At 68.9% G+C, this 24,620-nt stretch carries 23 protein-coding genes; 9 read left to right on the top strand and 14 right to left on the bottom strand.

The window, feature by feature from the left end; all coding sequences use genetic code 11:
- Positions 1-103: 103 nt before the first annotated feature.
- Together AX676_RS13135 and AX676_RS13130 are read right to left on the bottom strand one after the other, a co-directional pair.
- Complete coding sequence (locus AX676_RS13135; RefSeq protein ID WP_066481431.1) at positions 104-460, bottom strand: GntR family transcriptional regulator; 357 nt, start codon at positions 458-460, stop codon at positions 104-106.
- Between the two features lie 38 nt (positions 461-498).
- Positions 499-1,080 carry a nitroreductase family protein gene (locus tag AX676_RS13130; protein ID WP_197417216.1) on the bottom strand — a complete coding sequence of 194 codons (582 nt, stop codon included), beginning with the start codon at positions 1,078-1,080 and terminating at the stop codon, positions 499-501.
- Positions 1,081-1,195: 115 nt separating this feature from the next.
- On the opposite strand from AX676_RS13130, the gene AX676_RS13125 reads away from it, so the two are divergent.
- The 6 genes from AX676_RS13125 (at position 1,196) to AX676_RS13100 (ending at position 8,962) form a co-directional block, all read left to right on the top strand.
- Positions 1,196-2,995 (top strand): peptide MFS transporter, encoded by a 1,800-nt coding sequence (locus AX676_RS13125; RefSeq protein ID WP_066481429.1) that lies wholly within the window; start codon positions 1,196-1,198, stop codon positions 2,993-2,995.
- Positions 2,996-3,032: 37 nt separating this feature from the next.
- Complete coding sequence (locus tag AX676_RS13120; protein ID WP_066481427.1) at positions 3,033-3,719, top strand: NnrU family protein; 687 nt, start codon at positions 3,033-3,035, stop codon at positions 3,717-3,719.
- Between the two features lie 94 nt (positions 3,720-3,813).
- Positions 3,814-5,307, top strand: coding sequence for an efflux transporter outer membrane subunit (locus tag AX676_RS13115; protein ID WP_066481425.1), 1,494 nt, complete (start codon positions 3,814-3,816; stop codon positions 5,305-5,307).
- On the top strand, positions 5,307-6,713 hold the full coding sequence (locus AX676_RS13110; protein ID WP_066481418.1) for an efflux RND transporter periplasmic adaptor subunit: 1,407 nt from the start codon (positions 5,307-5,309) through the stop codon (positions 6,711-6,713). Before AX676_RS13115 ends, AX676_RS13110 begins: the two co-directional genes overlap by 1 nt.
- Positions 6,703-7,425 carry an ABC transporter ATP-binding protein gene (locus tag AX676_RS13105; RefSeq protein WP_082730919.1) on the top strand — a complete coding sequence of 241 codons (723 nt, stop codon included), beginning with the start codon at positions 6,703-6,705 and terminating at the stop codon, positions 7,423-7,425. The genes AX676_RS13110 and AX676_RS13105 overlap by 11 nt, the downstream gene beginning before the upstream one ends.
- Positions 7,426-7,753: 328 nt before the next feature.
- Complete coding sequence (locus AX676_RS13100; RefSeq protein WP_066481415.1) at positions 7,754-8,962, top strand: ABC transporter permease; 1,209 nt, start codon at positions 7,754-7,756, stop codon at positions 8,960-8,962.
- 27 nt (positions 8,963-8,989) lie between these two features.
- Here the strand turns inward: AX676_RS13100 and AX676_RS13095 are convergent, their stop codons facing one another.
- Positions 8,990-9,850 carry a DMT family transporter gene (locus tag AX676_RS13095; RefSeq protein WP_066481414.1) on the bottom strand — a complete coding sequence of 287 codons (861 nt, stop codon included), beginning with the start codon at positions 9,848-9,850 and terminating at the stop codon, positions 8,990-8,992.
- Between the two features lie 132 nt (positions 9,851-9,982).
- On the opposite strand from AX676_RS13095, the gene AX676_RS13090 reads away from it, so the two are divergent.
- Positions 9,983-11,038, top strand: a complete 1,056-nt coding sequence (locus AX676_RS13090) for a glycerophosphodiester phosphodiesterase (RefSeq protein ID WP_082730915.1) — start codon at positions 9,983-9,985, stop codon at positions 11,036-11,038.
- A gap of 15 nt (positions 11,039-11,053) precedes the next feature.
- Positions 11,054-11,311 (top strand): hypothetical protein, encoded by a 258-nt coding sequence (locus AX676_RS13085; RefSeq protein WP_066481411.1) that lies wholly within the window; start codon positions 11,054-11,056, stop codon positions 11,309-11,311.
- Here the strand turns inward: AX676_RS13085 and pulA are convergent.
- From pulA to AX676_RS13055, 6 genes are all read right to left on the bottom strand, one after another.
- Entirely contained in the window at positions 11,308-13,989 is a 2,682-nt protein-coding gene (gene pulA, locus AX676_RS13080; RefSeq protein WP_082731408.1) for a pullulanase-type alpha-1,6-glucosidase, read from the bottom strand. The genes AX676_RS13085 and pulA overlap by 4 nt on opposite strands.
- A 159-nt stretch (positions 13,990-14,148) precedes the next feature.
- The gene (locus AX676_RS13075; RefSeq protein WP_066481405.1) at positions 14,149-14,619 is read right to left on the bottom strand and encodes a GNAT family N-acetyltransferase; all 471 of its coding nucleotides are present in this window, start codon (positions 14,617-14,619) and stop codon (positions 14,149-14,151) included.
- A gap of 192 nt (positions 14,620-14,811) precedes the next feature.
- Positions 14,812-15,573 carry a FadR/GntR family transcriptional regulator gene (locus AX676_RS13070; RefSeq protein ID WP_066481398.1) on the bottom strand — a complete coding sequence of 254 codons (762 nt, stop codon included), beginning with the start codon at positions 15,571-15,573 and terminating at the stop codon, positions 14,812-14,814.
- Positions 15,570-16,700, bottom strand: a complete 1,131-nt coding sequence (locus AX676_RS13065; RefSeq protein ID WP_066481397.1) for a CaiB/BaiF CoA transferase family protein — start codon at positions 16,698-16,700, stop codon at positions 15,570-15,572. Before AX676_RS13065 ends, AX676_RS13070 begins: the two co-directional genes overlap by 4 nt.
- Positions 16,701-16,706: 6 nt before the next feature.
- Positions 16,707-17,867, bottom strand: a complete 1,161-nt coding sequence (locus AX676_RS13060; RefSeq protein WP_066481396.1) for an acetyl-CoA C-acetyltransferase — start codon at positions 17,865-17,867, stop codon at positions 16,707-16,709.
- A 102-nt stretch (positions 17,868-17,969) separates the two neighbouring features.
- Positions 17,970-18,884, bottom strand: coding sequence for an ROK family protein (locus tag AX676_RS13055; RefSeq protein ID WP_331709247.1), 915 nt, complete (start codon positions 18,882-18,884; stop codon positions 17,970-17,972).
- Between the two features lie 122 nt (positions 18,885-19,006).
- Between AX676_RS13055 and AX676_RS13050 the strand changes: the two genes are divergently transcribed.
- The gene (locus tag AX676_RS13050) at positions 19,007-20,011 is read left to right on the top strand and encodes a LacI family DNA-binding transcriptional regulator (RefSeq protein WP_066481395.1); all 1,005 of its coding nucleotides are present in this window, start codon (positions 19,007-19,009) and stop codon (positions 20,009-20,011) included.
- Between the two features lie 6 nt (positions 20,012-20,017).
- Here AX676_RS13050 and AX676_RS13045 read toward each other — a convergent pair whose 3' ends face one another.
- The 5 genes from AX676_RS13045 to AX676_RS13025 all read right to left on the bottom strand — a co-directional run bounded on the left by AX676_RS13045 (position 20,018) and on the right by AX676_RS13025 (position 24,524).
- Positions 20,018-21,142, bottom strand: a complete 1,125-nt coding sequence (locus tag AX676_RS13045) for a glycoside hydrolase family 68 protein (RefSeq protein ID WP_066481669.1) — start codon at positions 21,140-21,142, stop codon at positions 20,018-20,020.
- A gap of 35 nt (positions 21,143-21,177) precedes the next feature.
- Positions 21,178-22,518 carry an MFS transporter gene (locus AX676_RS13040; protein ID WP_066481393.1) on the bottom strand — a complete coding sequence of 447 codons (1,341 nt, stop codon included), beginning with the start codon at positions 22,516-22,518 and terminating at the stop codon, positions 21,178-21,180.
- 107 nt (positions 22,519-22,625) lie between these two features.
- Positions 22,626-23,078 carry a MaoC family dehydratase gene (locus AX676_RS13035; RefSeq protein WP_066481388.1) on the bottom strand — a complete coding sequence of 151 codons (453 nt, stop codon included), beginning with the start codon at positions 23,076-23,078 and terminating at the stop codon, positions 22,626-22,628.
- A 19-nt stretch (positions 23,079-23,097) separates the two neighbouring features.
- Entirely contained in the window at positions 23,098-24,060 is a 963-nt protein-coding gene (locus tag AX676_RS13030; RefSeq protein WP_066481386.1) for an NAD-dependent epimerase/dehydratase family protein, read from the bottom strand.
- Between the two features lie 5 nt (positions 24,061-24,065).
- The gene (locus AX676_RS13025) at positions 24,066-24,524 is read right to left on the bottom strand and encodes a GNAT family N-acetyltransferase (RefSeq protein ID WP_066481384.1); all 459 of its coding nucleotides are present in this window, start codon (positions 24,522-24,524) and stop codon (positions 24,066-24,068) included.
- Positions 24,525-24,620 lie beyond the last annotated feature (96 nt).

The following is a 24,620-nucleotide window of genomic DNA, read 5'->3' as shown; positions in this document are numbered from 1 at the left end:
TACGATCGGATTCCATCCGACCAATCGGCAACGATGCGACGGAGCGAATGGTTCCGTCGGCGCGCCGAACATGCCGCCCGCCAGGCCGGCGCGAAAACGAGGATCAGACGGTGGCGTTGCCGACCAGTTGCCCGGCATCGAGCCCGAGCAGGCGGATCTGGTCGCGGATTCGCGGCCACCGCGATTCGAGGAAATATTTGCGCTCGGCCGCACGCAGGCGTTCCACCGCGCCGTCGAGCACGAACATGCCGACTCCCCGCCGCACCTCGACATAGCCTTCGTCCTGGAACCGCTGATAGGCCTTCGCCACGGTCAGCGGGTTGGCGCCGTGCTCGGCCGCCAGCGCGCGCACTGACGGAAGCTGGTCGCCGGCCCCGAACTCGCCGCGCAGGATCGCGGCGACGATGGTCGAGCGCAGCCGCAGATAGACTGGGCTCTCGTCGTCCTCATAAGCTGTCATGCTGCCTTAATACACTATTTGGCTCTCGGGTCCAGTGGTCATCCCGTCCAAACGCTGAGCAGCTGGTCGATATCGGGGCGCGGCCGCTCTTCGAGCGCGGCGCGCGGCGTGCCGATGAAAACGAAACCGGCGATCCGTTCGCCCGCCCCGCCGAACGCATCGCGCACCCGGTCGGAATAGGCCGCCCAGCCGGTGACCCAGCCGCCCGCAAACCCCAGCGCATGGGCGGCGTGGAGCAGGTTCATCGCCGCAGCGCCCACCGACAGCTCCTGCTCCCACACGGGAATATGGCTCTCGGCTCGCGGGCGCGAGAGGACCACGACCAGTGCCGGCGCCTGGCGGGCAAAGGCGTCGACCGCCTCCAGCTCGACGCGCCCGGCGTCGGGCTTGTGGGCAAGATATGCGTCGCGCAGCAGCGCGGCAAAGGCATCGCGTGCGCCGGTCGGCACCGCAACGAAGCGCCAGGGGCCAAGCTTGCCATGATCGGGCACCCGCGCCGCCATGGTCACGATATCGCGCAGTTGCGCCGCATCGGGCCCGGGTTCGATCAGGTCGCGCGGCCGCCCGGAGCGACGCGTGCGCAGATGTGTCAGCAGCGAGGAGGTGTCGTTGAGGATCATGCCGCCCCCTTATCGCGCGAAGGCAGATATTTACACCCGGGCATTTGCCGCTAGGTTCCGCCGCAACCAAAATGGCGGCACGCGCCGCCGCGACAGTTCAGGGAGCCCAGGATAGATGGTCGACGCACCGACCGCGGATAACCCGCGCGAGCCGGATATTACCCATACCAATCCGGCCACCGGCGAAACCTGGTTCGGCCATCCGCGGCAGCTGGCCCGGCTGTTCACCACCGAAATGTGGGAACGTTTCGGCTATTACGGCATGCGGGCGCTGCTCACCCTCTATCTGACCCAGCATTTCCTGTTCGGCGATCGCCAGGCGACGGGCCTGTACGGTGGCTATACCGCACTCGTCTATCTGACGCCGCTGGTCGGCGGCTATCTGGCCGACCAGTATCTGGGATCGAAGCGCGCGGTGAAGTTCGGCGCGGTGCTGATGGCGCTGGGCTATCTGACGCTCTGTTTCGGCGGCGAGACCGCCAAGCCCTTCGCCACCATCGACGGCCAGCGCTACGAGGTGACGATCGAGCGCGACGCGACGACGGGTGCTGAAACGCGCTATGTCGTCGACGGCGCGAACAAGCTGGCGATCAAGGGCAATGACGACGGTACCGTCGCGCTGCTCGGCGCCGACGGCACCGCCACCCGCACGGTCGCCGCCGGCGGCTTTTCGTCCGACGGCGAACGCAGCCCGTTTCACGTCACGTTGATGCTGGTGGCGCTGTGCATGGTCTCGGTCGGCAACGGGTTCTTCAAGCCCAACATCTCGACGATGGTCGGCGAGCTGTATGAACAGGGCGATCGCCGCCGCGATGCGGGCTTCACCATCTTCTACATGGGCATCAATCTGGGTTCGCTCGGATCGCAGATCCTGTGCCCGTGGCTCGCGGTGGCGGTCGGCTGGTGGGCGGGCTTCGGTCTCGCTGCCTTCGGCATGATGCTGTCATGGCTGCTGATCCAGTTCGACGGCGGCAAGCTCAACGGCTATGGCGAGCCGCCCGCTGACCAGCCCGCCAACCGGGCGATCGGCATCTTTGCGCTGGCGACGATCGGGGTGCCGGTCTTCTACCTGCTATTCGTCAACCTGATGAACGCGCCCGAGCCGGTGCCGGGATCGGGCATTGTCGGCTACATCCTGTCGTTGCCGCTGATGGGCAAGCTGTTGTTCGGCACCTTCCTGGTCTCGGTGCCCGGTATCCTCATCTGGTCGGCCAGCGTCGGCGACCGGCGCGAGTTTCAGATGATGCTGGCGGCGATGACGCTGATCGTGTTCAACGTCGTGTTCTGGACCCTGTTCGAGCAGGCGGGATCGAGCCTGACGCTGTTCGCCGACCGCAACACCGACCTGTCGGTGTTCGGGCTGTTCTCGATCACGGCCGGCCAGACACAGTTCTTCAACGCCTTCTTCATCGTCGTGTTCGCGCCGATCCTGTCGGTGCTGTGGACCCGGCTGGCAGCCCGCGGGATCGAACCGTCGATTCCGGTCAAGTTCGGCATTGCCCTGATCGGCGTCGGGCTCGGCTTCCTGTTCCTCGTCCTTGGCGCGCAATATGCCGGGCCGGATTTCAAGGTCGCGATCTGGTGGCTCGCCGGCCTGTACCTGATCCACAGCCTCGCCGAACTGTGCATCAGCCCGGTGGGGCTCAGCATGGTCACCAAATTGTCGATCGCACGCGTCGTCGGCCTGATGATGGGCGTGTGGTTCCTGTCGATCTCCGTCGCGCAATATGTCGCCGGGGTCGTCGCCCAGGTCGCGTCGGTCGAGACGGTTGGCGGCCAGGTGACCAATCTGAAGGTCAGCCTGGACACCTATAACGGCGTGTTCTGGACGATCGGGCTGATCTCGGCGGGAATCGGGCTGCTGCTGCTCGCGCTGTCGCCGCTGATCCGCAAATGGATGCACGGGGTGCAGTAAGCCGCGCGGGGCCGCCGCGACGAAAGGGGGGACGGCCATGTCCATGCTGATCATCGCGATCACCGCATTCGTCGGCTCGCATTTCGCGTTGTCGCACCCGTTGCGCGCGCCGCTGGTGCGGGCGCTGGGGCAGCAGGGGTTCATGCTGGTCTATGCGCTCGTCGCCTTTGCGACGCTGGGCTGGACCGCGCATGTCTATCAGGCGATGCCCGCCCAGCCCCTGCTCTGGCCGGTCGGCGACGTCTTGTGGGCGGCGGCGACCGTGCTGATGCTGTTCGCGTCGGTGCTGTTCGTCGGGTCGCTGATCGGCAATCCGGCGCTGCCCGATCCAAAGGCGACAGCGAAACCGGTGCCGGCGGCGCACGGCGTGTTCGCGATCACGCGCCATCCGATGATGTGGAGCTTCGCGATCTGGGCCTTGGTCCATATCGCCATCTATCCGACGCCCGGCAATATCGCGCTGTGCCTGGGCATCCTCGTCCTGGCGCTGCTCGGTTCGGCGCTGCAGGACCGCAAGAAGCGCGATCTGCAACCGGAGTTCTGGCCGCAATGGCAATCGGCGACATCCTATTGGCCGTTCGGCGCGATCGCGACCGGGCGCGCGCGGCTGGGCGGCTTTCGCGGACATGATCTGGCGGGGGGTGTGGTCGTCTGGCTGGTCGCGACATGGGCGCATCTGCCGCTCGCCGGCTGGGCCGCGGGGATCTGGCGCTGGATCGGCTGAACGCGTCCGAACCGGATCGATCAGTGGCGCGCTGTTACAAAGTGCGACAGCTTCGCTGTGGACGCCGCGCGGCAAGCCCGCCATCAGGGCAATCATGACGTTGCGGTTCCGATCCATGATGCTGGCCGGCCTCGTTCCGCTCGCGGGGTGTGCGGCCGGTCCCGATTATCGCCCTGCCCCGCCGGCGGCCCTCGGCGTGCCGGAGGGCTATTCCGTCCCTGCCCAGGCGACGCCCCAGCCCGACCTGACGCGCTGGTGGGCGAGCTTCGACGATCCCATGCTCGGCGAACTGGTCCAGCAGGCGGCGACCGAAAATCTCGACGTCGGCCAGGCCGTGACCCGCCTGCGCCAGGCGCGCGCGCAGCTCGCCCAGTCGCGCGCGGCGCTGCTGCCCAGCCTGACCGGGGGCGTCAACTATACGCGCAACCAGACGTTGCGCGGCGGCGCGGGCGTCAACACCCTGCCCGACGGCACGATCATCTCGACCGGCGGCGGCGGATCGAGCGACAGCTACTCGCTCGGCCCCGATGTCAGCTATCAGGTCGACCTGTTCGGCCGCAACGCCCGCACGATCGAGAGCGCACGCGCCAATTACGAAGCGAGCGGCTTCGACTATGCGAGCGTGCTGATCGCCACCCAGGGCGAGATCGCCCGCAATTACGTGCTCGCGCGACTGGCGCAGCAGCAGCTGGCCAATGCCCGGCGTTCGCTGGACATCCAGTCGGAAAATCTGGAGATCGCAGGATTCCGGGTGCAGGCGGGGCTCGTCTCGTCGCTCGACCAGGAACAGGCGCGCGCGCAGCGGGCACAGACCGCCGCGACGGTGCCCCAGATCGAACAGAGCTATAATCAGGCGGTTTCGCGCCTCGGCGTGCTGACCGGCCGCGCGCCGGGGGCGCTCAAGGCGCAGCTGGAGCAGGCCCGGCCGATTCCGCGCGGCCCCGCCGCCGTCGCGGTCGGCATCCCCGCCGACACGCTGCGCCAGCGCCCCGACGTGCGCAGCGCCGAACGCCAGCTGGCCGCCGCCACCGCCCAGATCGGCGTGGCGGAGGCCCAGCTTTATCCCGCGCTCAGCATCGGGGGCAGCATCGACACCAACGCCAACGCCATTTCCGACCTGTTCGACATCATCACCGGCCGCATCTTCCTCGGCCTCTCACAGACGATCTTCGACAATGGCCGGCTGCGCGGCCAGCTGCGGTCGGCGCGTGCGGCGGCGGACGGCGCGTTCCTCGCCTACAAATCGTCGGTGCTGACCGCGCTCGAGGATGTCGAGAATGCGATCGTCGCGCTGCGCACCGCGCAGGCACGCGAGGCGGAATTCCGCATCGCCTATGACGCCGCCGACGCCCAGGCGCTGCTGGCGCGCACGCAATATCGCTCGGGCCTGACCGATTTCACCACGCTCAACCAGTCGGAAAGCCAGCTGTTCGCCGCCGCCAACAGCCTGGCCCAGGCGCAGGCCGATCAGGCCAATGCGCTCGTTCAGCTCTACGGCGCGCTCGGCGGCGGGTGGGACAGCGCGACGGTCCCGCAAGTCGATCAACTGGCGGAAAGCACCGCCCTTCAAGCCAATCGGAACAAGTGATGGCCGACCAGTCCAGCCCCGATCTCGACACGTTCCTGGGTGCAAAGCAACGCCCGCGCTGGCGCACCCGCCTCTACTGGGCGCTGGCGGCCGTCGGTGTCCTGCTGCTCATCCTGGCAGCGATGCGCTTGTTCAGCGGCCCCGAAGCGCCGCGCTATTCGACGCAGACGGTGACGCGCGGCAATCTGGAGGTCAGTGTTTCGGCGACCGGCAAGCTGGCACCCACCAATCAGGTCACGGTCGGCTCCGAATTGTCGGGGCTGGTCACGCGCGTGCTGGTCGACGTCAACGACCGGGTCGCCAAGGGCCAGCCGCTGGCGCTGATCGACCCCGCCCAGCTGGACGACCAGATCCGCCAGACCCAGGCACAGCTTGCCGCCAACCGCGCGGCGGTGGCCCAGCAGCGCGCGACGCTGACCGAGGCGCAGGCGACGCTGACCCGGTTCGAGGAGGTGAGCCGCCTGTCGGGCGGGCGGGTGCCGGCGAAGACCGAACTCGACACCGCGCGCGCCGCGGTCGGGCGCGCGATCGCCAATGTCCGCGCCGCCGAGGCCAATGTCCAGGCGACGAGCGCCCAGCTTTCGTCCAACCAGACGCAGCGGTCGCGCGCCGTCATCCGCTCGCCCGTGAACGGCGTCGTGCTGGCGCGCCAGGTCGATGCCGGCCAGACCGTCGCCGCTTCGTTCAATACGCCGACCCTGTTCGTCATCGCCGAGGATCTGAGCGCGATGAAGCTGGAGGTCGCGATCGACGAGGCCGATGTCGGCCAGGTCCAGCAGGGCCAGCGCGCGACCTTCACCGTCGATGCCTTTCCCGGCGAGCGTTTCCCGGCGCAGATCACCCGCGTCGATGTCGGCTCCAACCTGTCGGCACAGGAGGCGTCGGCTGCGACGACGAGCACCACCACGTCCGCCAATCAGGTCGTGTCCTATGCCGCCGTGCTCAGCGTCGACAATCCCGGGCAGCGGCTACGCCCCGGCATGACCGCGACGGCGGAGATCGTGACGAGTTCGGCGGGCAATGTCCTGCTGGTGCCCAACGCGGCGCTGCGCTTCACCCCGCAGGCCGAGGGTGCGGGCGGCCAGGATGCAGGCAGCGGCGTTGCCGGGGCGCTGATCCCGCGCGGCCGTCGCTTCGGCCGCGGCGCCGAAAAGACCGCCGAGATCGGCCGCGGTTCGCAGCAGACCGTCTATGTGCTCGGCGCCGACGGCAAGCCGCAGCAGGTCAAGATCACGACCGGCAACAGCAATGGCCAGATGACCCAGGTGACCGGCGGCGATCTGCGCCCGGGCATGAAGGTGATCGTCGGCCAGCTGTCGGGTGGCGAGGAAGCCCGGTCCGGCGGCGGTGGTGGCCGGCGCCAGGGTGGTGGTGGTCCCGGCGGCGGGGGGCGGCGTGGCCAGTAACCCGCCCGACCCCATCATCCGCCTGCGCGGCGTCACCAAGACCTATGGCGAAGGACCGACCGCGTTCCAGGCGCTGAAGGGGGTCGACCTCGACATCTCCGCGGGTGATTTCGTCGCGGTGATGGGGCCCTCCGGGTCGGGCAAGTCGACGACGATGAACATGCTCGGTTGCCTCGACGTGCCGTCGAGCGGGACCTTCGAGTTCAAGGGCGTCCATGTCGAACGGCTGGACCGCGACCAGCGCGCGCTGCTTCGCCGCAAATATCTCGGCTTCGTGTTTCAGGGCTTCAACCTCCTGGCCCGCACCAGCGCGCTTGAGAATGTCGAGCTGCCGCTGCTCTATCGCGGTGAGCCGCGCAAGGAACGGCAACAGGCAGGCATGGCCGCGCTCGAGCAGGTCGGGCTTGCGCCATGGTGGAAGAACACGCCTGCCGAACTGTCGGGCGGTCAGCAGCAGCGCGTGGCGATCGCACGCGCCATCGTGACCAACCCCGACGTCCTGCTCGCCGACGAACCGACCGGCAATCTCGACAGCGAACGCTCGATCGAGATCATGGAGCTGCTCACGCGCCTGAATCAGGAGCGCGGCATCACCGTGCTGATGGTCACGCACGAAGCCGACATGGCGGCATTCGCGCGCACGATCGTCCATTTTAAGGACGGCCTGGTCGAACGGATCGATACCGGGCACCGCGCCGGGGTGCCGGTATGAGGGTGATGCGGTCTTTGCGTGCCCCTCGCGCCGTTTGGGCTGAGCGTGTCGAAGCCCCGTTCTTCTTCATTGATCACTGCAAAGAAGAACCGTTCTTCGACAAGCTCAGGACAAACGGATCGGGGTTCGGAGGGAGAAACCCGTTTATCCAACCCCTCTCCCCTTGTGGGAGAGGGATGCGCAGACTTGGCAGCTTGCTGCCTAGTCGGAGCTGGGTGAGGGGAGAGCGCCGCCCGATCATCGCGAGCCGCGACCCTCTCCAAGCTCCACTAGCCGCTTACGCGGCAAGTTTCGCTATCCTCCCCCGTCGAGGAGGAGGAAGGTAATCATGCTCGGCACCACCTTCACGCTGGCCGTCCGGTCGATCCTGCGCCACAAGCTGCGCTCGTTCCTGACCACGCTGGGCATCATCATCGGCGTCGCCGCGGTCGTCACGATGGTGACGCTGGGCAAGGCGACGACGGTCGCCGTGCAGCAGCAGATCGCCGCGCTCGGCACCAACATTCTCCAGGTGCTGCCCGGTCAGGGCTTCGGACGCGGCGGCGGCGGCCCGCGCCCGCCGGATTTCGAGATGGCCGACGTCGAGGCGATCCGCGAGCAGATCGCCGGCGTCGCCGCCGTCGCGCCGACCGCGCAGGCGAGCGCGACCGCGATCTTCAACGGCGCCAACTGGTCGACCCAGATCAACGGCACCACCAACGCCTTTTTCCAGATCCAGCCCTGGAAGCTGTCCGACGGCCGGCTGTTCAGCCCGGCGGAGGAACAGGCAGGCAAGGCGGTGTGCATCCTGGGCAATACCGTCGTCACCAACCTGTTCCGCAGCGGCGGCGCGGTGGGCAGCCGCATCCGCGTCGGCAACGTGTCGTGCGACGTCGTCGCCACGCTCCAGCCGCGCGGCCAGGCCGGCTTCGGCGGCGATCAGGACAATGTCATCATCATGCCGATCAAGACGGTGCAGCGCCGCTTCACCGGCAATCGCGACATTCGCGCCATCCTGGTCGGCGTCGACGCCGATTACCAGACGTCGGCGGTGCAGGCGTCGCTGACCAGCCTGTTGCAGGAGCGCCGCCGGATCCAGCCCGGCCAGGACGACAATTTCTTCATCTTCGACAGCCGCCAGTTCACCGACACCTTTACCCAGACGACCCAGCTGCTGACCACGATCGTGACCGCGGTGGCCGCGATCAGCCTGATCGTCGGCGGCATCGGCATCATGAACATCATGCTGGTCAGCGTGACCGAACGCACCCGCGAAATCGGCATCCGGCTGGCGATCGGCGCGGTCGGGCGCGAGGTGCTGACCCAGTTCCTGGTCGAGGCGATCGTGCTGTCGATGCTGGGCGGCATCATGGGGCTGTTGCTCGCCCAACTCGCCATCGGGCTGATCGCGCCGCTCGCCAAGCTGCCCTGGCTGTTCGATCCGGCGATCAACATCGGCGCCTTTGCCATTTCCGCATTGATCGGGGTCGTGTTCGGCTTCTTTCCCGCCCGTCGCGCCGCCGCGCTCAACCCGATCGACGCGCTCCGCCACGAATAGGGGCAACCGGGCTCGACCCGGCTCGGCTCAACCCGCGAACTGCAGCAGGATCAGGCCGGCCACCAGCATGACCGCGGCCGCGATCCGCCGTGCGCCCGAACCCTCGCGCAACAGGCGCGCGCCGAACACGGCCGCCCATACCACCGCGGTTTCGCGCAGCGCCGCGACCTTGGCGGTTTCGATCAGCGAAAAGGCGTAGAGCGCCGACCCGAACGACAGGACCGACAGTGCGCCTGCCGCGAGGCCATAGCGCCAGCGCGCCGCTACAACTGCCATTACTTGTCCGCGCCGCACCGCCAGCGCGGTGATCGTCACCAGCACCCAGTCGACCATGAACAGCCAGACGATATAGGTGACCGGCGTCGGCGCGATGCGCACGCCGCGTGCGTCCGCCACGCTGTAGAGCGCGACCCCGATCGCCGTCGCGCCAGCCCAGCCGAGCGCCGCGGCGTCGGGATGCGACCGCCAGCCGCCACCCTGTCGCGGCCAGGCGAAGGCGATCACCGCGACCGTCGCGATCGCGAGCCCCAGCCAGCCGATCGCGCTCAGCCGTTCGCCCAGAATCACCGCGGCGGCGAGCGCGGTCAGCAGCGGCGCAGTGCCCCGCATGATCGGAAAGACAAGCGAGAAGTCACCCCGCTCGAGCGCGCGGATCAGGCAGACCTGATAAGCGAAATGCACGGGTATCGCCCAGCCGAGCGCAGCCAGCGTCGCTGCGTCGGGCCATGGCACGACCAGCGCGAAGGGCGCGACCATCAACGCCGAGCTGGTCGACAGCACCGCGCGCCCGACCAGGATGTCGCTGCCCAGCTTGACCGCCAGATTGGCCGTCGCCAGCGTGATCGCCGAAAACAGTCCGAGCGCGATCGCGAGTGTCGTCGCGTTCATCGCAACCGGCCGCGTCGGGCAACCACTCGCACGGTGCGCGGCATGATCGGCATCATTCCCCCGATAGTGTGCGCCTGGCACGAGACTGTAACATCGGGCGCCTAGCGCAGTTCGAGGCAGGGAGAGTGCAAAATGTTGCAGATCATCGTGGCGCTATCGCTGGCGGGGGTGCAGGAGGTGCCGATGCGCGACGCCCCGCTCCACCCCCCGATCGTCATCGCCCATCGCGGCGCCAGCGGCGAACGGCCCGAACACACGATCGCCGCCTATACGCTCGCGATCGAACAGGGTGCGGATTTCATCGAACCCGATCTGGTGCCGACCAAGGACGGCGTGCTGGTCGCGCGGCATGAGAACAACATCACCGATACGACCGACGTCGCCGCGCATCCCGAGTTCGCCGATCGCAGGACGACCCGGACGATCGACGGCGAGACGATGACCGGATGGTTCACCGAGGATTTCACGCTCGCCGAGCTGAAGACGCTGCGCGCACGCGAGCGCCTGCCCCGGCTGCGTCCCGACAATGTCCGCCATGACGGCCGGTTCGAGGTGCCGACGCTGGCCGAAGTGATCGCGCTCGCCCAGCAGCACACGGCAAAGACCGGGCGGCGGATCGGCATCTATCCCGAAACCAAGCATCCGGGATACTTCGCGTCGATCGGCCTGCCGATCGAACCGGCGCTGGTCGCGCAGCTGAACGCGGCAGGCTGGGACGATGCCGACGCGCCGGTGTTCATCCAGTCGTTCGAGGTCGAAAACCTGAAGCGGCTGAAGGGCATGACCGGGGTCCGGCTGATCCAGCTGATCGCCGACCAGGGAGCGCCCGCCGACGGCAGCTATCCGAGCTATGCCGCGATGACGACGCCGGACGCGCTGCGACGGATCGCGGCCTATGCCTGGGGTATCGGACCAGCCAAGGGGCTGGTGCAGCCAGGCGACGGCCCCGTGACGACGCTGGTGCGCGATGCCCATGCCGCCGGGCTTGGTGTCCATCCCTGGACCTTTCGCGCCGAAAACTTCTTTCTGCCCGCCAGCCTGAGGCGCGGCGACGATCCCGCCGCGCACGGCGACCTCTCCGCCGAAATCGCCCGCTTCCTCGACCTCGGCGTGGATGGCGTTTTCTCCGACTTCCCCTATGCTGCCGTTCGGGCGCGGGATGCGGCACGGGGCCGCTCGCCCGAGTAAGGAGCGCGAGGGATCATGCGCGTGCGTACCGGTCTGGCGGTGCTTGCCGCCCTGGCAACCCCTGGCTGCATTGCCAAGACTGCGGTCGACATCGTCACCCTGCCCGTCAAGGCGGGCGCACAGGTCGTCGACTGGTCGACGACCAGCCAGGACGAGGCCGACCGCAATTACGGCCGCGAGATGCGCAAGCTCGCCAAGCGGTGCCGCAAGGACCCCGATGATGCGGAATGCGACCGGCTCGATCGCGATCGCTATCCCGCGCGCGACGATTAGCGGACGGCGATCCGGCCACTGCGTGCCGGCCGGGCAACCCATATGGCGGTCGTCAGCGCGGGCACCTCGAAGCGGCCGGTCCGCCACGTGGCCGAACGCAGCACCGCATCGTCCGACGCGCGCTGCACGCGATGCAGCGTGTAGCGTGCCCCGGCGGGCGCGGGCACGGACCGCGCCTCGCGGCTCGCATTGATCGTGACGACCATGTCGGGCCGCGCGGAATCGCCCAGCGCCATGACGATCAGGCCGGGCTGACGTTCGACGCCCGCGCCCTCGAAATGGACCTGCGCGCGTACCTGCGCGCCGGTGCGCAGCCGCAACAAGGGCGAGGCGCGCCGGATTTTCAACAGCTCGTGCAGGTGCGCCTGCGCCCGCGCGATGTCGCCCGCGTCGACCCGCAGGCGCGGGTCGGCGAGCAGCGGGCCGGCGATCGGCCAGTCCTCGCCATTTTCGACCCGCGGGGGAAGTCCGCGCGCCCAGCCATTGTCGCGCGCATCCGCGTCGAGCAGATTGAACCAGTCGCCTGAATCGAACGAGTTGCGATCCAGCGACTTCGAGCGCAGCCGCTCCTGGCCGGCATGGATGAACGGCACCCCCTGCGCGAGCAGGATGACCGATGTCGCAATGTTCTGCCACCGCACCCGTTCCGCGGCGGTGATGCCGGGCGGCAATTTATAGGCGTTCGAATCGAACAGCGTGTGGTTGTCGTGCGCCTCGGCATAGTTGATCGTTTCCTGAGGGTCGGAGACATAGCCGAAGGGCGCGCCGTGATAGTCGAGCTCGCGCGCGGCGCGCGTCGTGCCATCCGCCAGGACCAGCCGATAGTCGGACAGGCTGGCGGCAAGCCCCGCGCGCACCTGATCCGCGGCGGCGAGTGCGGCGACGCGCGCGGCATCGTCCGCCGGCCGCGCCGCGTTGGGGGCGGTGAACAGCCCGCTCGCGAAGCCCTGGGTGCGGACGAGCGTCGCGCCGTGGTCCGCGGGGCCGCCGCCGCGCAGCGCATCGCGCAGCCGGTCGTTGAACGTGCCGACGCCGGTGCCGGCCCCCATGTGCCGCTGGGTCGCCTGAACGAAGCGCGCGTCGTCGGCGACCTCGCCGAAATTCCAGCCCTCCCCGTAAATATAGAGGCGCGCGCCATCGACGCCGTCCTTCGCCAGCGTGAGCCGCGCCAGGCGATCGCGCGCGCGCAGGATCGTGTCGCGGCCATGATGCCCCATCAGGTCGAAGCGGAAACCCGCGACCTTGTAGTCGCGCGCCCAAACGACCATCGCATCGATCATCAGCCGCTCCATCATCCGCCGTTCGCTGGCGGTGTTGGCGCAGCAGGTGCTGGTGGTCACCGCGCCCTTGTCATCCAGACGGTGATAATAGCCCGGCACGATGCGATCGAGCACCGATCGCGGATGCTGGCCCGACGCGGTGGTGTGGTTGAACACGACGTCGAGGACGGTGCCGAGCCCGGCATCGGCAAGCGCGGCGACCATCCGGCGAAACTCGCGGATGCGCGCGATGCCGTCGGGATCGGTCGCATAGCTGCCCTCGGGCACCAGATAATGCCACGGGTCATAGCACCAGTTAAACCCGTCCTTCGCATGCGCCGCCTCGACCGCCGCCTGCTGGCGGTCGCTGTCGGGCGGCAGGTCGCTCAGGTCGCCGGGCTCGCGCCGGTCGCGCGCGCGCTCCGCGATCGTGGCGCAGTCATAGGTCGGCAGCAGGTGCACGTCGCTCAACCCCGACCGGGCGAGCGCGCGCAGCCGTCGCATGCCGGCGCTGCGCGGATCGGCAAAGCCCAGATAGCCCCCGCGGTGCGCCGCGGCCACGCTGCGGTCCGCGATCGAGAAATCGCGGACATGCAGCTCGTAGAAGACGCGGTCCTCGGGCGCCTCGGGCAGCACGCGGGCGATGCGGTCCCAGCCGGCGGGCTTGGTGTCGGCATCGGCCAGATCGACGATCTGGCTGCGCGCGCTGTCGGCGGCGAGCGACAGCGAATAGGGATCGGTGACCAGATTGGTCTCGACCCTGCCCGTCGCCGGCACGAACACCTCGACCTCGTAGAGATAATAGCGGCGGTTCCAGTCGCGTTCGCCGGTGATGTGCCAGACACCCGTCGCGGCATCCCCGGTCATCGCCAGCACGTTGTGCGCGGCACCGCTCGGCCCGTCGAACAGATGCAGGCGCACCGCACGCGCGGTCGGTGCCCACAAGGCGAGCGTCGGGCGACCATCGGCGAACCCGACGCCGAGCGGCGCGTCGGTCGCGAACAGCGCGTCGATCACCCCGCCGGTCTGGACCCCGGTTCGATCGACGACGCGTCCGGCCGCATCGCGCGCCACCATCGCCACCGGGCCCTTGAGCCAGCCGCGCACGCGCGCGGGGTCCACGCCCGCGATCCGCCAGAGCGGCAGGCCGCGCAGATGCGGATAGGCGGTCGCCAGGTCGCCGCTCAGCGTGCCCGCCGCGATCAGCGGGATCGGTGCCGCCCCATCGACCTCGATCACGGGCCGGGCACCGGCGACGGGGCGCCAGGCGATGAGGTCCGCGGTCAGCCAGTGCGCACGCGCCTCGACGGGGCGGGCGGGTGCCTCGACGGGGACCGCCGCCGGGATCGCGACCGGCGTCGCCGCTGAAGCAAACGGCAGGAGTATCGCGATCAAGGCCAGGATCATGCGCCGCGACATCACTTCCTCCCGCGCGTCGACGCGCACTGATTTTGGGGCATCGTCGGCGGCGGGCGGCCGCGTGGCAAGCATTCGCGGCTGAATACGTATGTCCGGCGATCCACGGGGAAAGGGGTGGTCGCGCCGGTCAGGCGCGACCACCCCCCTGTCGGCGCGCGGCTAGCCGATCTGCTTCCAGAACAGGATCTTGTCCTCGCCCGTGTCATAGAAGTCGCGGATCCGCGCCTCGCGGGCAAAGCCCAGCCCGTCGTAGAAGGCACGCGTCGCCGCATAATCGGGCAGCGACGAGGTTTCGACGATCAGGACGCGCCCGCCCGACTGGCCGAGCCGGGACTCGAGCGCCGCGATGATCGCGGTGCCGACGCCCTGCCCCTGCAGCTCGGGGCGCACCGCGATCGCCAGCAGGTTGAAGGTGCCGATGGTCATCCGCTCGGGCTCGCAATAGCCGAAGCCGATCACCTCCCTCTCCCGTTCGGCGACCAGCCAGTGATGCGGCGCCCGACCCGCGAGCCAGGGTTCGGCCATCTCCGCCAGCATTTCGGCGGGGAACAGCCCGGTTTCGTCCAGCACGCGTGCGATCGCATGCAGGTCGGCACGCGCCATGGCGCGCACATTGATGTTCTCGGTCAACTCGGATTTCCTTCTGATCGCCCGCGCATCGGCGGGCATGTCCGCAGGACGCACCGCGTCAGCCGGCTGACGCCGGGGCGGTGGGTCGGAAAGCTCCCGCCACGGGGAGCCGAACGTCAGGCGGTCATCAAATCTCCATCGCCGGCCGGTTCGGGCGCGACAGGACAAGCATGCGGCCGGGGCCGGACATCGTCAAGCCATCGCGTCGGGGCTCAACGGTCGCGCGGCACCCTCGCGGCCCAGCCAGGCGCGGTTGGCATTGGTCAGGTGCAGCCGCCAATGGGCTTCCGCCCCGTCCGCATTGCCCGCCTCGACCAGCTCGATCAGCCGCAGCACCGATTTCAGACCCGACCGGACGTAACGCTGGCGCTCCTCGTCGCCGAGGCGGTGGGTGGCCAGCCATTCGCGCTGATAGGCGCGATATTGCCGCTGCAGGATGTCGGTCATCAGCAACAATGTGCGCTGGCCGCTGACCTCTGCGATCGCGCGGTGGAACCGGTCGAGCCCGGCGATGAAGTCGCCATAATGCCCGCCGTCAATGAGCCGGACGAGCCGGCGATATTCGCCGCGCAGCCGCTCGATCGCAGCGGACGCACGCTGCTGGGCGATGGCGCGGACCAGGAACGGCTCGATCGCCAGCCGCGCGGCATAGGCGTCGCCGATCGTCGCACCGGCCGCCTGCAGCGCATAGCCCGCCTGACGCGCCACCCCCGCGCTGCCCGGCCGGCGGATCAGCGCGCCGCTGCGCGACCCCCGCATGATGCGCAGGAACCCCTCGCCCTCCAGCACCCGCAGCGCCTCGCGCAATGTGGGGCGCGAGACGCCCAATGTCGCAACCAGCTGCGCCTCGGGCGGCAGCGTGTCGCCGTCCTTCAGCTCGCCCGACAGGATGCGCCGCCGCACCCGCTCGGCGACGAGCTCCGAGGCCTTGGGCAGGTGGACGCGCTCGCTCAACCCACCACGCCCGCCGCGCGCAGCCGCGCGATCGCCGCGGCGTCATGGCCCAGCTCGCCCAGGATCGCGTCGCTGTCCGCGCCTGCCGGGCCGGCCCCGCGCGGGGGCGGGGCGGGGGTCACGGCAAAGCGCGGGTGCGGCGCGGGCTGGATCGCGCCGTTAACGGTCGCAAAGGTGCCGCGCGCGACATTGTGGGGATGCGCCGGCGCCTCGGTGAGCGACAGGACGGGGGCGAAGCAGATGTCGGTCCCCTCCATCACCGCGCACCATTCGTCGCGGCTGCGGCTGCGGAAGATGTCGGCGATCCGCGCCTTCAGCTCGGGCCAGGTCGCGGGATTGAGCTGGACGTCGAAGGCGGGATCGTCGGCGATGCCCAATGCCTCGCGCAGCTGGCGGTAAAAAGGCGCTTCGATCGACCCGATCGCGACATATCTGCCATCGGCGCACGCAAACGTGTCATAGAAATGCGCACCGCCGTCGAGCACATTGACGCCGCGTTCGTCGCGCCACCGCCCGCTGGCGTGAAAGGCATAGGTCATCGCGGCGATCAGCGCCGACCCGTCGGACATTGCGGCGTCGACCACCTGCCCCGGCCGGCCCATCCGCACCGCCAGCAGCGCGCTGACCATGCCGAACGCCAGCATCATCGCGCCGCCGCCGAAATCGCCGACATAATTGACCGGCGGCACCGGCTTGCCCCCCGCCGGCCCGACCGTGTGCAGCACGCCCGACAGCGCGATGTAATTGATGTCGTGCCCGGCGGCCTGCGCCAGCGGTCCGTCCTGACCCCATCCGGTCATGCGGCCATAGACCAGCCGAGGATTGTCGCCAGTCAGTGCGTCCGGTCCCAGCCCCAGCCGCTCCATCACACCCGGCCGGAACCCCTCGATCAGCCCGTCGGCGGTCCCGCACAGCGCGCGGGCGATGTCGCGCCCCGCCGGCGACTTGATGTCGAGGCAGATCGAGCGGCGCGAGCGCGACAGCGCATCGACCGGGTCGAGCCGCGCGCCCGGCCGGTCGATCCGGATCACCTCCGCGCCGTGATCGGCGAGCATCATGCCGCAGAACGGGCCCGGCCCGATGCCGGCGAACTCGATGATGCGGATGCCGTCCAGCGCCCCCGGCATCGCGGCCTACAGCGACTCGATGATCGTCACATTGGCGACGCCGCCGCCCTCGCACATCGTCTGCAGCCCGTACCGCTTGCCCCGCGCGTGCAGCGCGTGGACCAACGTCGCCATCAGCTTGGTCCCGCTTGCGCCCAGCGGGTGGCCGAGCGCGATCGCGCCGCCATTGACGTTCAGCCGTTCGGGGTCCGCGCCGACATGGCGCAGCCAGGCCAGCGGCACCGGCGCGAACGCTTCGTTGACTTCATACAGGTCGATCTCGTCGATCGTCATGCCCGCGCGCTTCAGCGCCCGGTCGGTCGCGAACAGCGGCTCCTCCAGCATCACCACCGGGTCGCCCGCCGTCACCGTCAGGTTGACGATGCGCGCCAGCGGGGTCAGGCCATGATCCTTCAGCGCCTGTTCGGACACGACCAGCACCGCCGATGATCCGTCGCAGATCTGGCTGGCGTTGCCGGCGGTAATCACGCCGCCCTCGGCCAGGGTCTTGAGGCTCGCCAGCCCCTCCAGGCTCGCGTCCGCACGGATGCCCTCGTCGCGGTCGTGCATCACCGGCCCCTCGGGCGTCTCCACCTCCACCGCGACGATCTCGCCCGCGAATGCGCCCGACTCGGTGGCTGCGGCGGCGCGGCGATGGCTCTCCAGCGAATAGGCGTCGAGCAGTTCGCGGTCGAAGCCGTATTTCCGCGCGATCATCTCCGCGCCGGTGAACTGGCTGAACCCGCGTACATTGAAACGATCGAGCACCTTCTGCGAAAAGGGCTTGGCCCCGGTTTCGCGCAGCGCGGTCGAGCCCATCGGCACGCGGCTCATGCTCTCGACGCCCGCGGCGATCACCACGTCCTGGGTGCCCGACATCACCGCCTGCGCCGCGAACTGGATCGCTTGCTGCGACGATCCGCACTGACGGTCGATCGACACCGCCGGCACCGATTGCGGCAGCGACGATGCCAGCACCGCATTGCGGCCGATGTGCAGCGCCTGCTCGCCCGCCTGGCCGACACAGCCCATGATGACGTCCTCGATCGCGGCGGGGTCGATCCCGCTGCGTTCGGCGACGGCGGTCAGGATCAGCCCGCCCAGGTCATTGGCATGGATGCCCGACAGGCGTCCGTTGCGTTTGCCGCCGGCGGTGCGCGCGGCGTCGACGATATAGGCTGCGGCCATGGCATCTGCTCCAGCTTCATGGCCCGGCGCGATCCCCGGGCGATTTTCCCGCATTGTGGCACGGCGACGCCGCGCCGCGCCAGCCGCAATCGCATGACCTGTCTAACCAGGTGCGCGTTCATCCAGCGCGATTTGCGCCAGGGCGAGCGCGCCAAGCGGCCCGGCCCGGTCGCCTAGCCCCGCCAGCCGGACCTGCGCATCGATCGTGTCCGCCGTGACGAAGGGCAGATAGCCCGCCAGCTTCGCCAGCATGCCCCGGCGGATCGCCGGCAGCAGCGCGGGCCGGTTCACCGCGACGCCGCCGCCGATCAGGATGCGGTCGGGTGCCAGAGTCTGCATCAGCATCGCGAAACCGCCCGCCAGCGCGTCGGCGACGGGCACCCAAAGGGGATCGTCGTCGGCGATCGCGTCGCCCGGCCGTCCACCCGCGCGCGCAACGATCGCGGGGCCGCTCGCCAGCCCCTCCAGACAATCGCCGTGAAAGGGGCAGACCCCGGCGAAATCGTCGCCCGGCAGGCGACGGACGGCGACATGGCCGGCCTCCGGATGCATTTGTCCGGTCACCGCTCGCCCGTCGGCAATGATGCCCATTCCGATGCCGGTGCCGATCGTGACATAGACCACATCGCGCGACCCGACCGCCGCGCCCCAGCGTTGCTCGGCCAGCGCCGCGCCGGTGACGTCGGTGTGGATCATCGCGGGCCCGTCGACCATCGCCGCCAGCGGGTCGAGGATCACCGCCCCCGCCCAGCCGGGCTTGGGCGTGGGCAGCATCCGGCCATAATCCGCACGACCCGGCAGCACGCCCACCGGCCCGAAGCTCGCCACGCCCAGTGCGGCGGGCGCATGCGTCGCGCGCCAGCGGCCGAGCGCGGCGGCGAGCGGACCCAGCGTCGCATCGGGCGTCGTGGTCGGCACCGTCACTTGGTCGATGATCCGGTCGCCCTGGCCGATCAGCGCGATCGACTTGGTCCCACCGAGTTCGATGCCGGCCAATACCGGCGCAGTCGTCACCACGCGCAAATCCCCCCTTGCCCCAAAAGGCCACCGCGTCCGCCTAGCAACGCCGCCGGTACGCGTTCAAGCGACGATCGCGCACCGGCCCTTGATCGTTCGTCCGCAAACAGGTCAAAGGGGTCATGACCACGCGGGTGCGCAACATCGCCGATCTTGCCAAGCTGGCCGGGGTGTCCGCCGGAACCGTGTCGCGCGCGCTGGCCAACAAGTCGCTGGTCAACCCCGAAACCCGTGAGCGCATCCAGGCACTGGCACGCGAGCATGAATTCCGTCCCAACCAGATGGCGCGCCGCCTGCGCACGCAGAGCACGCGGATGATCGGCGTCGTCATCCCGCTTGGCCATGAACGGCGCCAGCACCTGTCCGACCCGTTCTTCATGACGATGATCGGTGCGCTGGCGGACGAACTGACCGAAAAGGGTTATGACCTGGTCCTCTCGCGCGTCATCCCGGACGGCGACGACTGGCTCGACCGCATCGTCGATTCGGGGATGCTCGACGGCGTCATCCTGATCGGCCAGTCCAACCAGTTTGCCGTGATCGAACGCGTCGCCGGACGCTATCGCCCGCTCGTCGCATGGGGCTCGCATCTCGATGGCCAGGTGCATTGTTCGATCGGCACCGACAATCGTCACGGCGGCTGGATCGCGGGTCAGCATCTGATCGCCCGCGGGGCGCGGCGGCTGGCCTTTCTGGGCGACGTCGAGGCCCCCGAGTTCCGGTTGCGCTTCGAGGGATTGTGCGACGCAGCCGCCGCCGCCGGACTGGCCGAACCGACGCTGTTCGCCACCCATCTGGCGGTCGAGTTCCAGGAACGCGACCTTCAGACGCACCTGGGCGACATCACGGGCGGCTATGACGGCCTGTTCGCCGCGACCGACATGATCGCGATGGCGACGTTGCGCGTGCTCGCCGACCATGGTGTGCGCGTGCCCGACGATGTCCGCCTGATCGGCTATGACGACCTGCCCATCACCGGCCAGACGGTGCCGCGGCTGTCGACGATCCGCCAGGATATCCGCGAAGGTGCCCAGTTGATGGTGCGCGCGCTGTTCGCGCGGATGGGGGGGCAGGAAACCGCCGCCGTCCAGATGCAGCCGCTGCTGATCCCGCGCGATTCGACCTGATCGCATTCAGGCGATCGTCACACGGTCGCCGTCGAACGCCAGCGCGAACCAGGGCGCGGCGGTGCCGCCGAACTGCGCGCGCGCCACGCCTGGCGCGTCGGGATCGCGCCCCGCCAGGCCCCACAGGTCGATGAAGCTGATCACGCGATGTTCGGCGGTCACCCACCAGCAATAGGTCTGAAAGGGCTCGGCCACCGGGTTGGCGGCGACCAGCCCGCTGCCATTGACCGGCCGCCACGGTCCGGCCATGCGGTCGGCGACCATTGCATACAGGCCCGTCCGCCCCGGCACGCCCGGCGCGAAACGATGCGCCCAGGTCGACCAGAACAGATAATAGCGCCCCCCCGCCATCACGATGTGCGGACGTTCGAGCTCGCGGTTGACGCCGGTGGCATCGACGATCGGGGGAAGCAGCCGCCAGGCACCCGCATCGCGCGCCGCAATGCCGATCACGCCATCGAACGCCGCCGGGTCGGGTGACGCGGAACCCGTGAACAACAGATATTCCCGGCTGTCAGCGGGATCGCGGAACCATGCGGGGTCGCGAAAGCCCTTGATGCCGCCCGCCTCCGCCTCGTCCTGAACCGCCGCGACATAATGCACGCCGTCAGGACGGATGCTTTCCACCGGCGGGGTCCAGTTGTCGATCATCGCCTCACCGGTATCGTCGTGGAGCCGGCGACGCGTCTCGAACAGCCGCTGTGCGAAGCGCGGGCCCCCGGCGCGATGACCGGCGGCGGTGAAATAGAGCGTGATCATGCCGCCCGCGTCGTCGAGCACGGCGAAGCCCGACCATTCGCGGCTGCCCGGGGAGAAGCCGTCGGGCAACGCGTTGCCCAGGTCGCGCCAGCCATCGGGTCCGTGGCTGAGCGCGCGAATGCGGGCATGATCGTGGCGCGCCCCCGGATCGGCCATGCGCGGCGCGGCCAGGAAAAACCACAGGCTGCGTCCGTCGCGGACCACCAGCCGCCCGTCGCTATGCTGGAGCTGCCACATGTCCCACAGGTCCATGCCGGGGATCATCGGCTGCACATCGTCCGCGCCGATCAGGGGCAGGTCGGCGCCCGATTGCGTCGCGATCCGACGGACATGATCGACGGTCCAGGGCGTGGTCGGGATGACAGGCGGCATGGTGCGTTCCAGCGGCGACGGCACGGACGCGCGGCTCAGGCCGTCTGCATCAGGGGCGCGACATAGCCCGCGCGCCCTTCACGCACCCACAGCACCGCGAACGCGCCGCCCAGCATCAGCACCCCGCCGAGCATGAGGACGTTGCGCGGATCGCCGCCCAGCACCGGACCGTAGAGGAACGGCACGGTGAGCGAGAACAGCATCATCGGGATGACGATCATCATGTTGAAGATACCCATATAAACGCCGGTACGCTCCGGCGGGATCGATCCCGCCAGGATGATGTAGGGGTTGCCCATGATGCTGCCCCAGCCGAGCCCGATGCCGATCGCGGGCAGGAACAGCATCGCCTTCTGCGTGATGTGCGGCAGGGTGAGCATCGCCGCCCCCGCCGCGGTCAGGCAAAGCGCGTGCATGACCCCCGCCCCGAAGCGCCGCGACAGCGGCACCATCGCAAAGGCGGCGACGAAGGCGACGAAATTGTAGAACGCCGCCACTTCGCCGTTGGTCAGGACCGCGCTGCGGAAGCCGTCGGACGTCGCGTCGGCGGTGCCATAGACCGACCGCGCGATTGCGTAGATGACATAGTACCAATAGGCCGCCATCGCATACCATTGGCACAGGCTCATGATCGCGAGCTTGCGCATCGCGACCGGCATGTCGCGGATCGCGGCGACGATTTCGGCAAGCGTTGCCGCGATTCCGCCCGGCTGCGCCTGGATCCGCGCGCGCTCGGCTTCGGTCAGCGGCAGTTCGGGGACGCGCCAAACCGACCACAGGATGGTCACGAGCGCCAGCACCGATCCGATCATGAACGCGGCACGCGCGGTGTACGGGATGTTGTGGCTGTCGACCCAGTTCTGATCCATCCCCGCCCATACCAGCAACGACGGCGTCAGATACGCCAGCATTTGTGCCAGACCGGTAAAGGCTGCCTGAGTCAGGAAACCGATCTGGTGTTGACTCTGATCGAGACGATCAGAGACATAGGCGCGATAGGGCTCCATGGTGATATTGTTGCCGGCATCGAGGATCCACAGCAGCGACACCGCCATCAGCAGGGATGCGCTCAACGGCATGAAGAACAGCCCGAGCGAGCAGATCACCGCGCCGATCAGAAAATAGGGGGTGCGTCGGCCCCATTTCGATGCGGTGCGATCGCTCATCGCGCCGATGACCGGCTGGACCAGCAACCCCGTGACCGGCCCGGCGAGCAGCAGGAGCGGCAGCGACGCCTCCTCCGCGCCGAGATAGCTGTAGATCGGCGCCATATTGCCCTGCTGGAGCCCGAAGCTGAACTGGAGCCCCAGAAAACCGAGATTCATCTCGAGCACCCGGGGCACCGAAAGTCGCGGTTTGGCAATGGCTTGGTTCATCGACACTGGCTCCTGCCCCGCTCAAGGCCCCGCACGCTCGTGCGCCGTATCGTCTACCCTATCCTGCTCGCTCGCCGACGACAACAATCGATTGCAGTTGATGACGCTCAGCCCGGCTTGCGTTTGAGCAGCGCGGTGCGCAGGCATTGGCAGACGATCTGGTCACGCTGGTTCACCAGGACATGGGTAAAGGTGACGATGCCCGCGTCGGGACGCGAGCGGCTGTCGCGCAGCTCGGTCACTTCGGTCTCGGCGCGCATCGTGTCGCCGATGAACACCGGGTGCGGCATGACCAGCTTGTCATAGCCCAGATTGGCGACGAGCGTGCCGAGCGTCGTGTCGCCGACCGACAGCCCGACCATCAGCGCGAAGGTAAAGGTGCCGTTGACGAGGATCCGGCCGAACTCGCTCGCCTTTGCCGCCTCGACATCCAGGTGGAGCGGCTGGGGATTGTGCGTCATGGTCGAGAACAGGAGGTTGTCGGTCTCCGTCACGGTGCGGCGGATGTCGTGGACGATCCGGTCGCCGACCCGCCATTCGTCGAAATATCTGCCCGCCAAGACGCTCTTCCTTTCCCGTTCAGCCCGCGCGCAACGCCGCCATGCCGGCGGCGCGGTCGACCACCGGCATATAGCCGAGCTCGCGCCGCGCACGCGTATCGTCGAGCGTGCAGTCGCGCGACATCACCATGGCGGCGTGGCGGGTGAGCGGCGGTTCGCCCCTCAGTCCGAACGCACGCCACACGCCCTCGCTCGCCCCGCCGAGCAGGTCGGCAAGCCAGCGCGGAATCGACTTGTCGGGCAGGGTCAGCCCCGCCGACCCCGCCAGCCCGCCGAACATCTCGCGCATCGTCACCGTACCGTCGTCGAGCACGAAATAGGCCGCGCCCGGCGTACCGCGAGTCAGCGCAAGCTCGATCGCATGGGCCAGATTGGCGATGTGGGTAGTCGAGGTGACAGCGCGCCCGCCATTCACCCACACCCAGCTGCCCGCCCGCGCCATTTCGGTCAACGTCGGCAGCAGCGTCGTGTCGCCCGGCCCCCAGATGAGGCGCGGTCGCAGCACGATCGTCGCGAAGCCCGGCGCGTTGGCGGCGCGCACCCGCGCTTCCGCCTGCGCCTTGGTCGCGCAATAGGGATAGGGGGAATCGGGGGCGAGCGGCACGTCCTCGTCAGCGTCGTGCACGTCCTGACCGCGCACGATCGCGGCCTCGGTGCCGATATGGACGAAGCGCGCGACGCTCGCCGCCCTTGCGGCGTCGAGCACCGCCTGGGTGCCGAGCACATTCGCCTTGAACCACGCGTCCTTCGGCCCCCAGGATTCGACGAAGGCGGCGGCATGGACCACCACATCGACCCCGGCGAGATGGGCGGGCGCGATCGTCTCGAGGTCGCAACGGACGGGAGTCGCCCCGGTTGCCACGACCTTCGCATCCGAGGCGGCCGAGCGCGACATGGCGGATACCCGGTGCCCGGCGGCGGCGAGATGGCGCGCGGCCGCCCCACCCACGAAACCCGAAGCGCCGGTGATGAACACGTGCATGATCGTCAATCCCCGGGCAGACGCAGCTTGAAGCCGGCATGGCTCTTCACCCAGCCGAGCCGTTCATAAAAGCGATGCGCGTCGGGCCGGGCGAGGTTCGACGTCAATTGCACCATGTAGCAGCCGCGCGCGCGACATTGATCGACCGCCCAGTCGATCATCGCCGCGCCCAGCCCCTGGCCGCGCAGCGGCTCCGCAATCCGCACCGCCTCGATCTGGCCGCGCCAAGCCCCCCGGAACGACAGGCCAGGGATCAAGCTGAGCTGGAGCGTGCCGATGACCGCACCGTCAAACTCGGCGGCGACCAGCATCTGGTTCGGATCCCGATCGATCGCGTCGAACGCAGCAGCATAGCACGGGTCGGCGGGATCGGTTTCGCGGCCGACCGGCACGGTTTCCTTTGCCAGCAGGGCGAGGATCGCGGGCAGGTCGGCGTGGGTGGCGGGGCGGAGGTGGAGGCTCATTGAAGCCCCACCCCTTCCGGAAAGGCATCGGGGGCGAAGCCTTTCGGCAGGCGGGTCGCCAAAAGCACGGCCCCACCCCAACCCCTCCCCTGAAGG

The sequence above is a fragment of the Sphingomonas sp. CCH21-G11 genome (assembly GCF_001555965.1).
Taxonomy (GTDB): domain Bacteria; phylum Pseudomonadota; class Alphaproteobacteria; order Sphingomonadales; family Sphingomonadaceae; genus Sphingomonas.
Note: the sequence above shows the minus strand (reverse complement) of the source record. Positions and strands in the feature narration are given on the sequence as shown.

Coding starts and splice junctions, on each gene's coding strand:
- AX676_RS13060 (WP_066481396.1), bottom strand. CDS start 17,867: ATGGCCGCAGCCTATATCGTCGACGCCGCGCGCACCGCCGGCGGCAAA.
- AX676_RS13110 (WP_066481418.1), top strand. CDS start 5,307: ATGGCCGACCAGTCCAGCCCCGATCTCGACACGTTCCTGGGTGCAAAG.
- AX676_RS13050 (WP_066481395.1), top strand. CDS start 19,007: ATGACCACGCGGGTGCGCAACATCGCCGATCTTGCCAAGCTGGCCGGG.
- AX676_RS13100 (WP_066481415.1), top strand. CDS start 7,754: ATGCTCGGCACCACCTTCACGCTGGCCGTCCGGTCGATCCTGCGCCAC.
- AX676_RS13125 (WP_066481429.1), top strand. CDS start 1,196: ATGGTCGACGCACCGACCGCGGATAACCCGCGCGAGCCGGATATTACC.
- AX676_RS13095 (WP_066481414.1), bottom strand. CDS start 9,850: ATGAACGCGACGACACTCGCGATCGCGCTCGGACTGTTTTCGGCGATC.
- AX676_RS13135 (WP_066481431.1), bottom strand. CDS start 460: ATGACAGCTTATGAGGACGACGAGAGCCCAGTCTATCTGCGGCTGCGC.
- AX676_RS13120 (WP_066481427.1), top strand. CDS start 3,033: ATGTCCATGCTGATCATCGCGATCACCGCATTCGTCGGCTCGCATTTC.
- AX676_RS13085 (WP_066481411.1), top strand. CDS start 11,054: ATGCGCGTGCGTACCGGTCTGGCGGTGCTTGCCGCCCTGGCAACCCCT.
- AX676_RS13065 (WP_066481397.1), bottom strand. CDS start 16,700: ATGCCGGGGGCGCTGGACGGCATCCGCATCATCGAGTTCGCCGGCATC.
- AX676_RS13040 (WP_066481393.1), bottom strand. CDS start 22,518: ATGAACCAAGCCATTGCCAAACCGCGACTTTCGGTGCCCCGGGTGCTC.
- AX676_RS13030 (WP_066481386.1), bottom strand. CDS start 24,060: ATGCACGTGTTCATCACCGGCGCTTCGGGTTTCGTGGGTGGGGCGGCC.
- AX676_RS13045 (WP_066481669.1), bottom strand. CDS start 21,142: ATGCCGCCTGTCATCCCGACCACGCCCTGGACCGTCGATCATGTCCGT.
- AX676_RS13115 (WP_066481425.1), top strand. CDS start 3,814: ATGACGTTGCGGTTCCGATCCATGATGCTGGCCGGCCTCGTTCCGCTC.
- pulA (WP_082731408.1), bottom strand. CDS start 13,989: ATGTCGCGGCGCATGATCCTGGCCTTGATCGCGATACTCCTGCCGTTT.
- AX676_RS13025 (WP_066481384.1), bottom strand. CDS start 24,524: ATGAGCCTCCACCTCCGCCCCGCCACCCACGCCGACCTGCCCGCGATC.
- AX676_RS13090 (WP_082730915.1), top strand. CDS start 9,983: ATGTTGCAGATCATCGTGGCGCTATCGCTGGCGGGGGTGCAGGAGGTG.
- AX676_RS13130 (WP_197417216.1), bottom strand. CDS start 1,080: ATGATCCTCAACGACACCTCCTCGCTGCTGACACATCTGCGCACGCGT.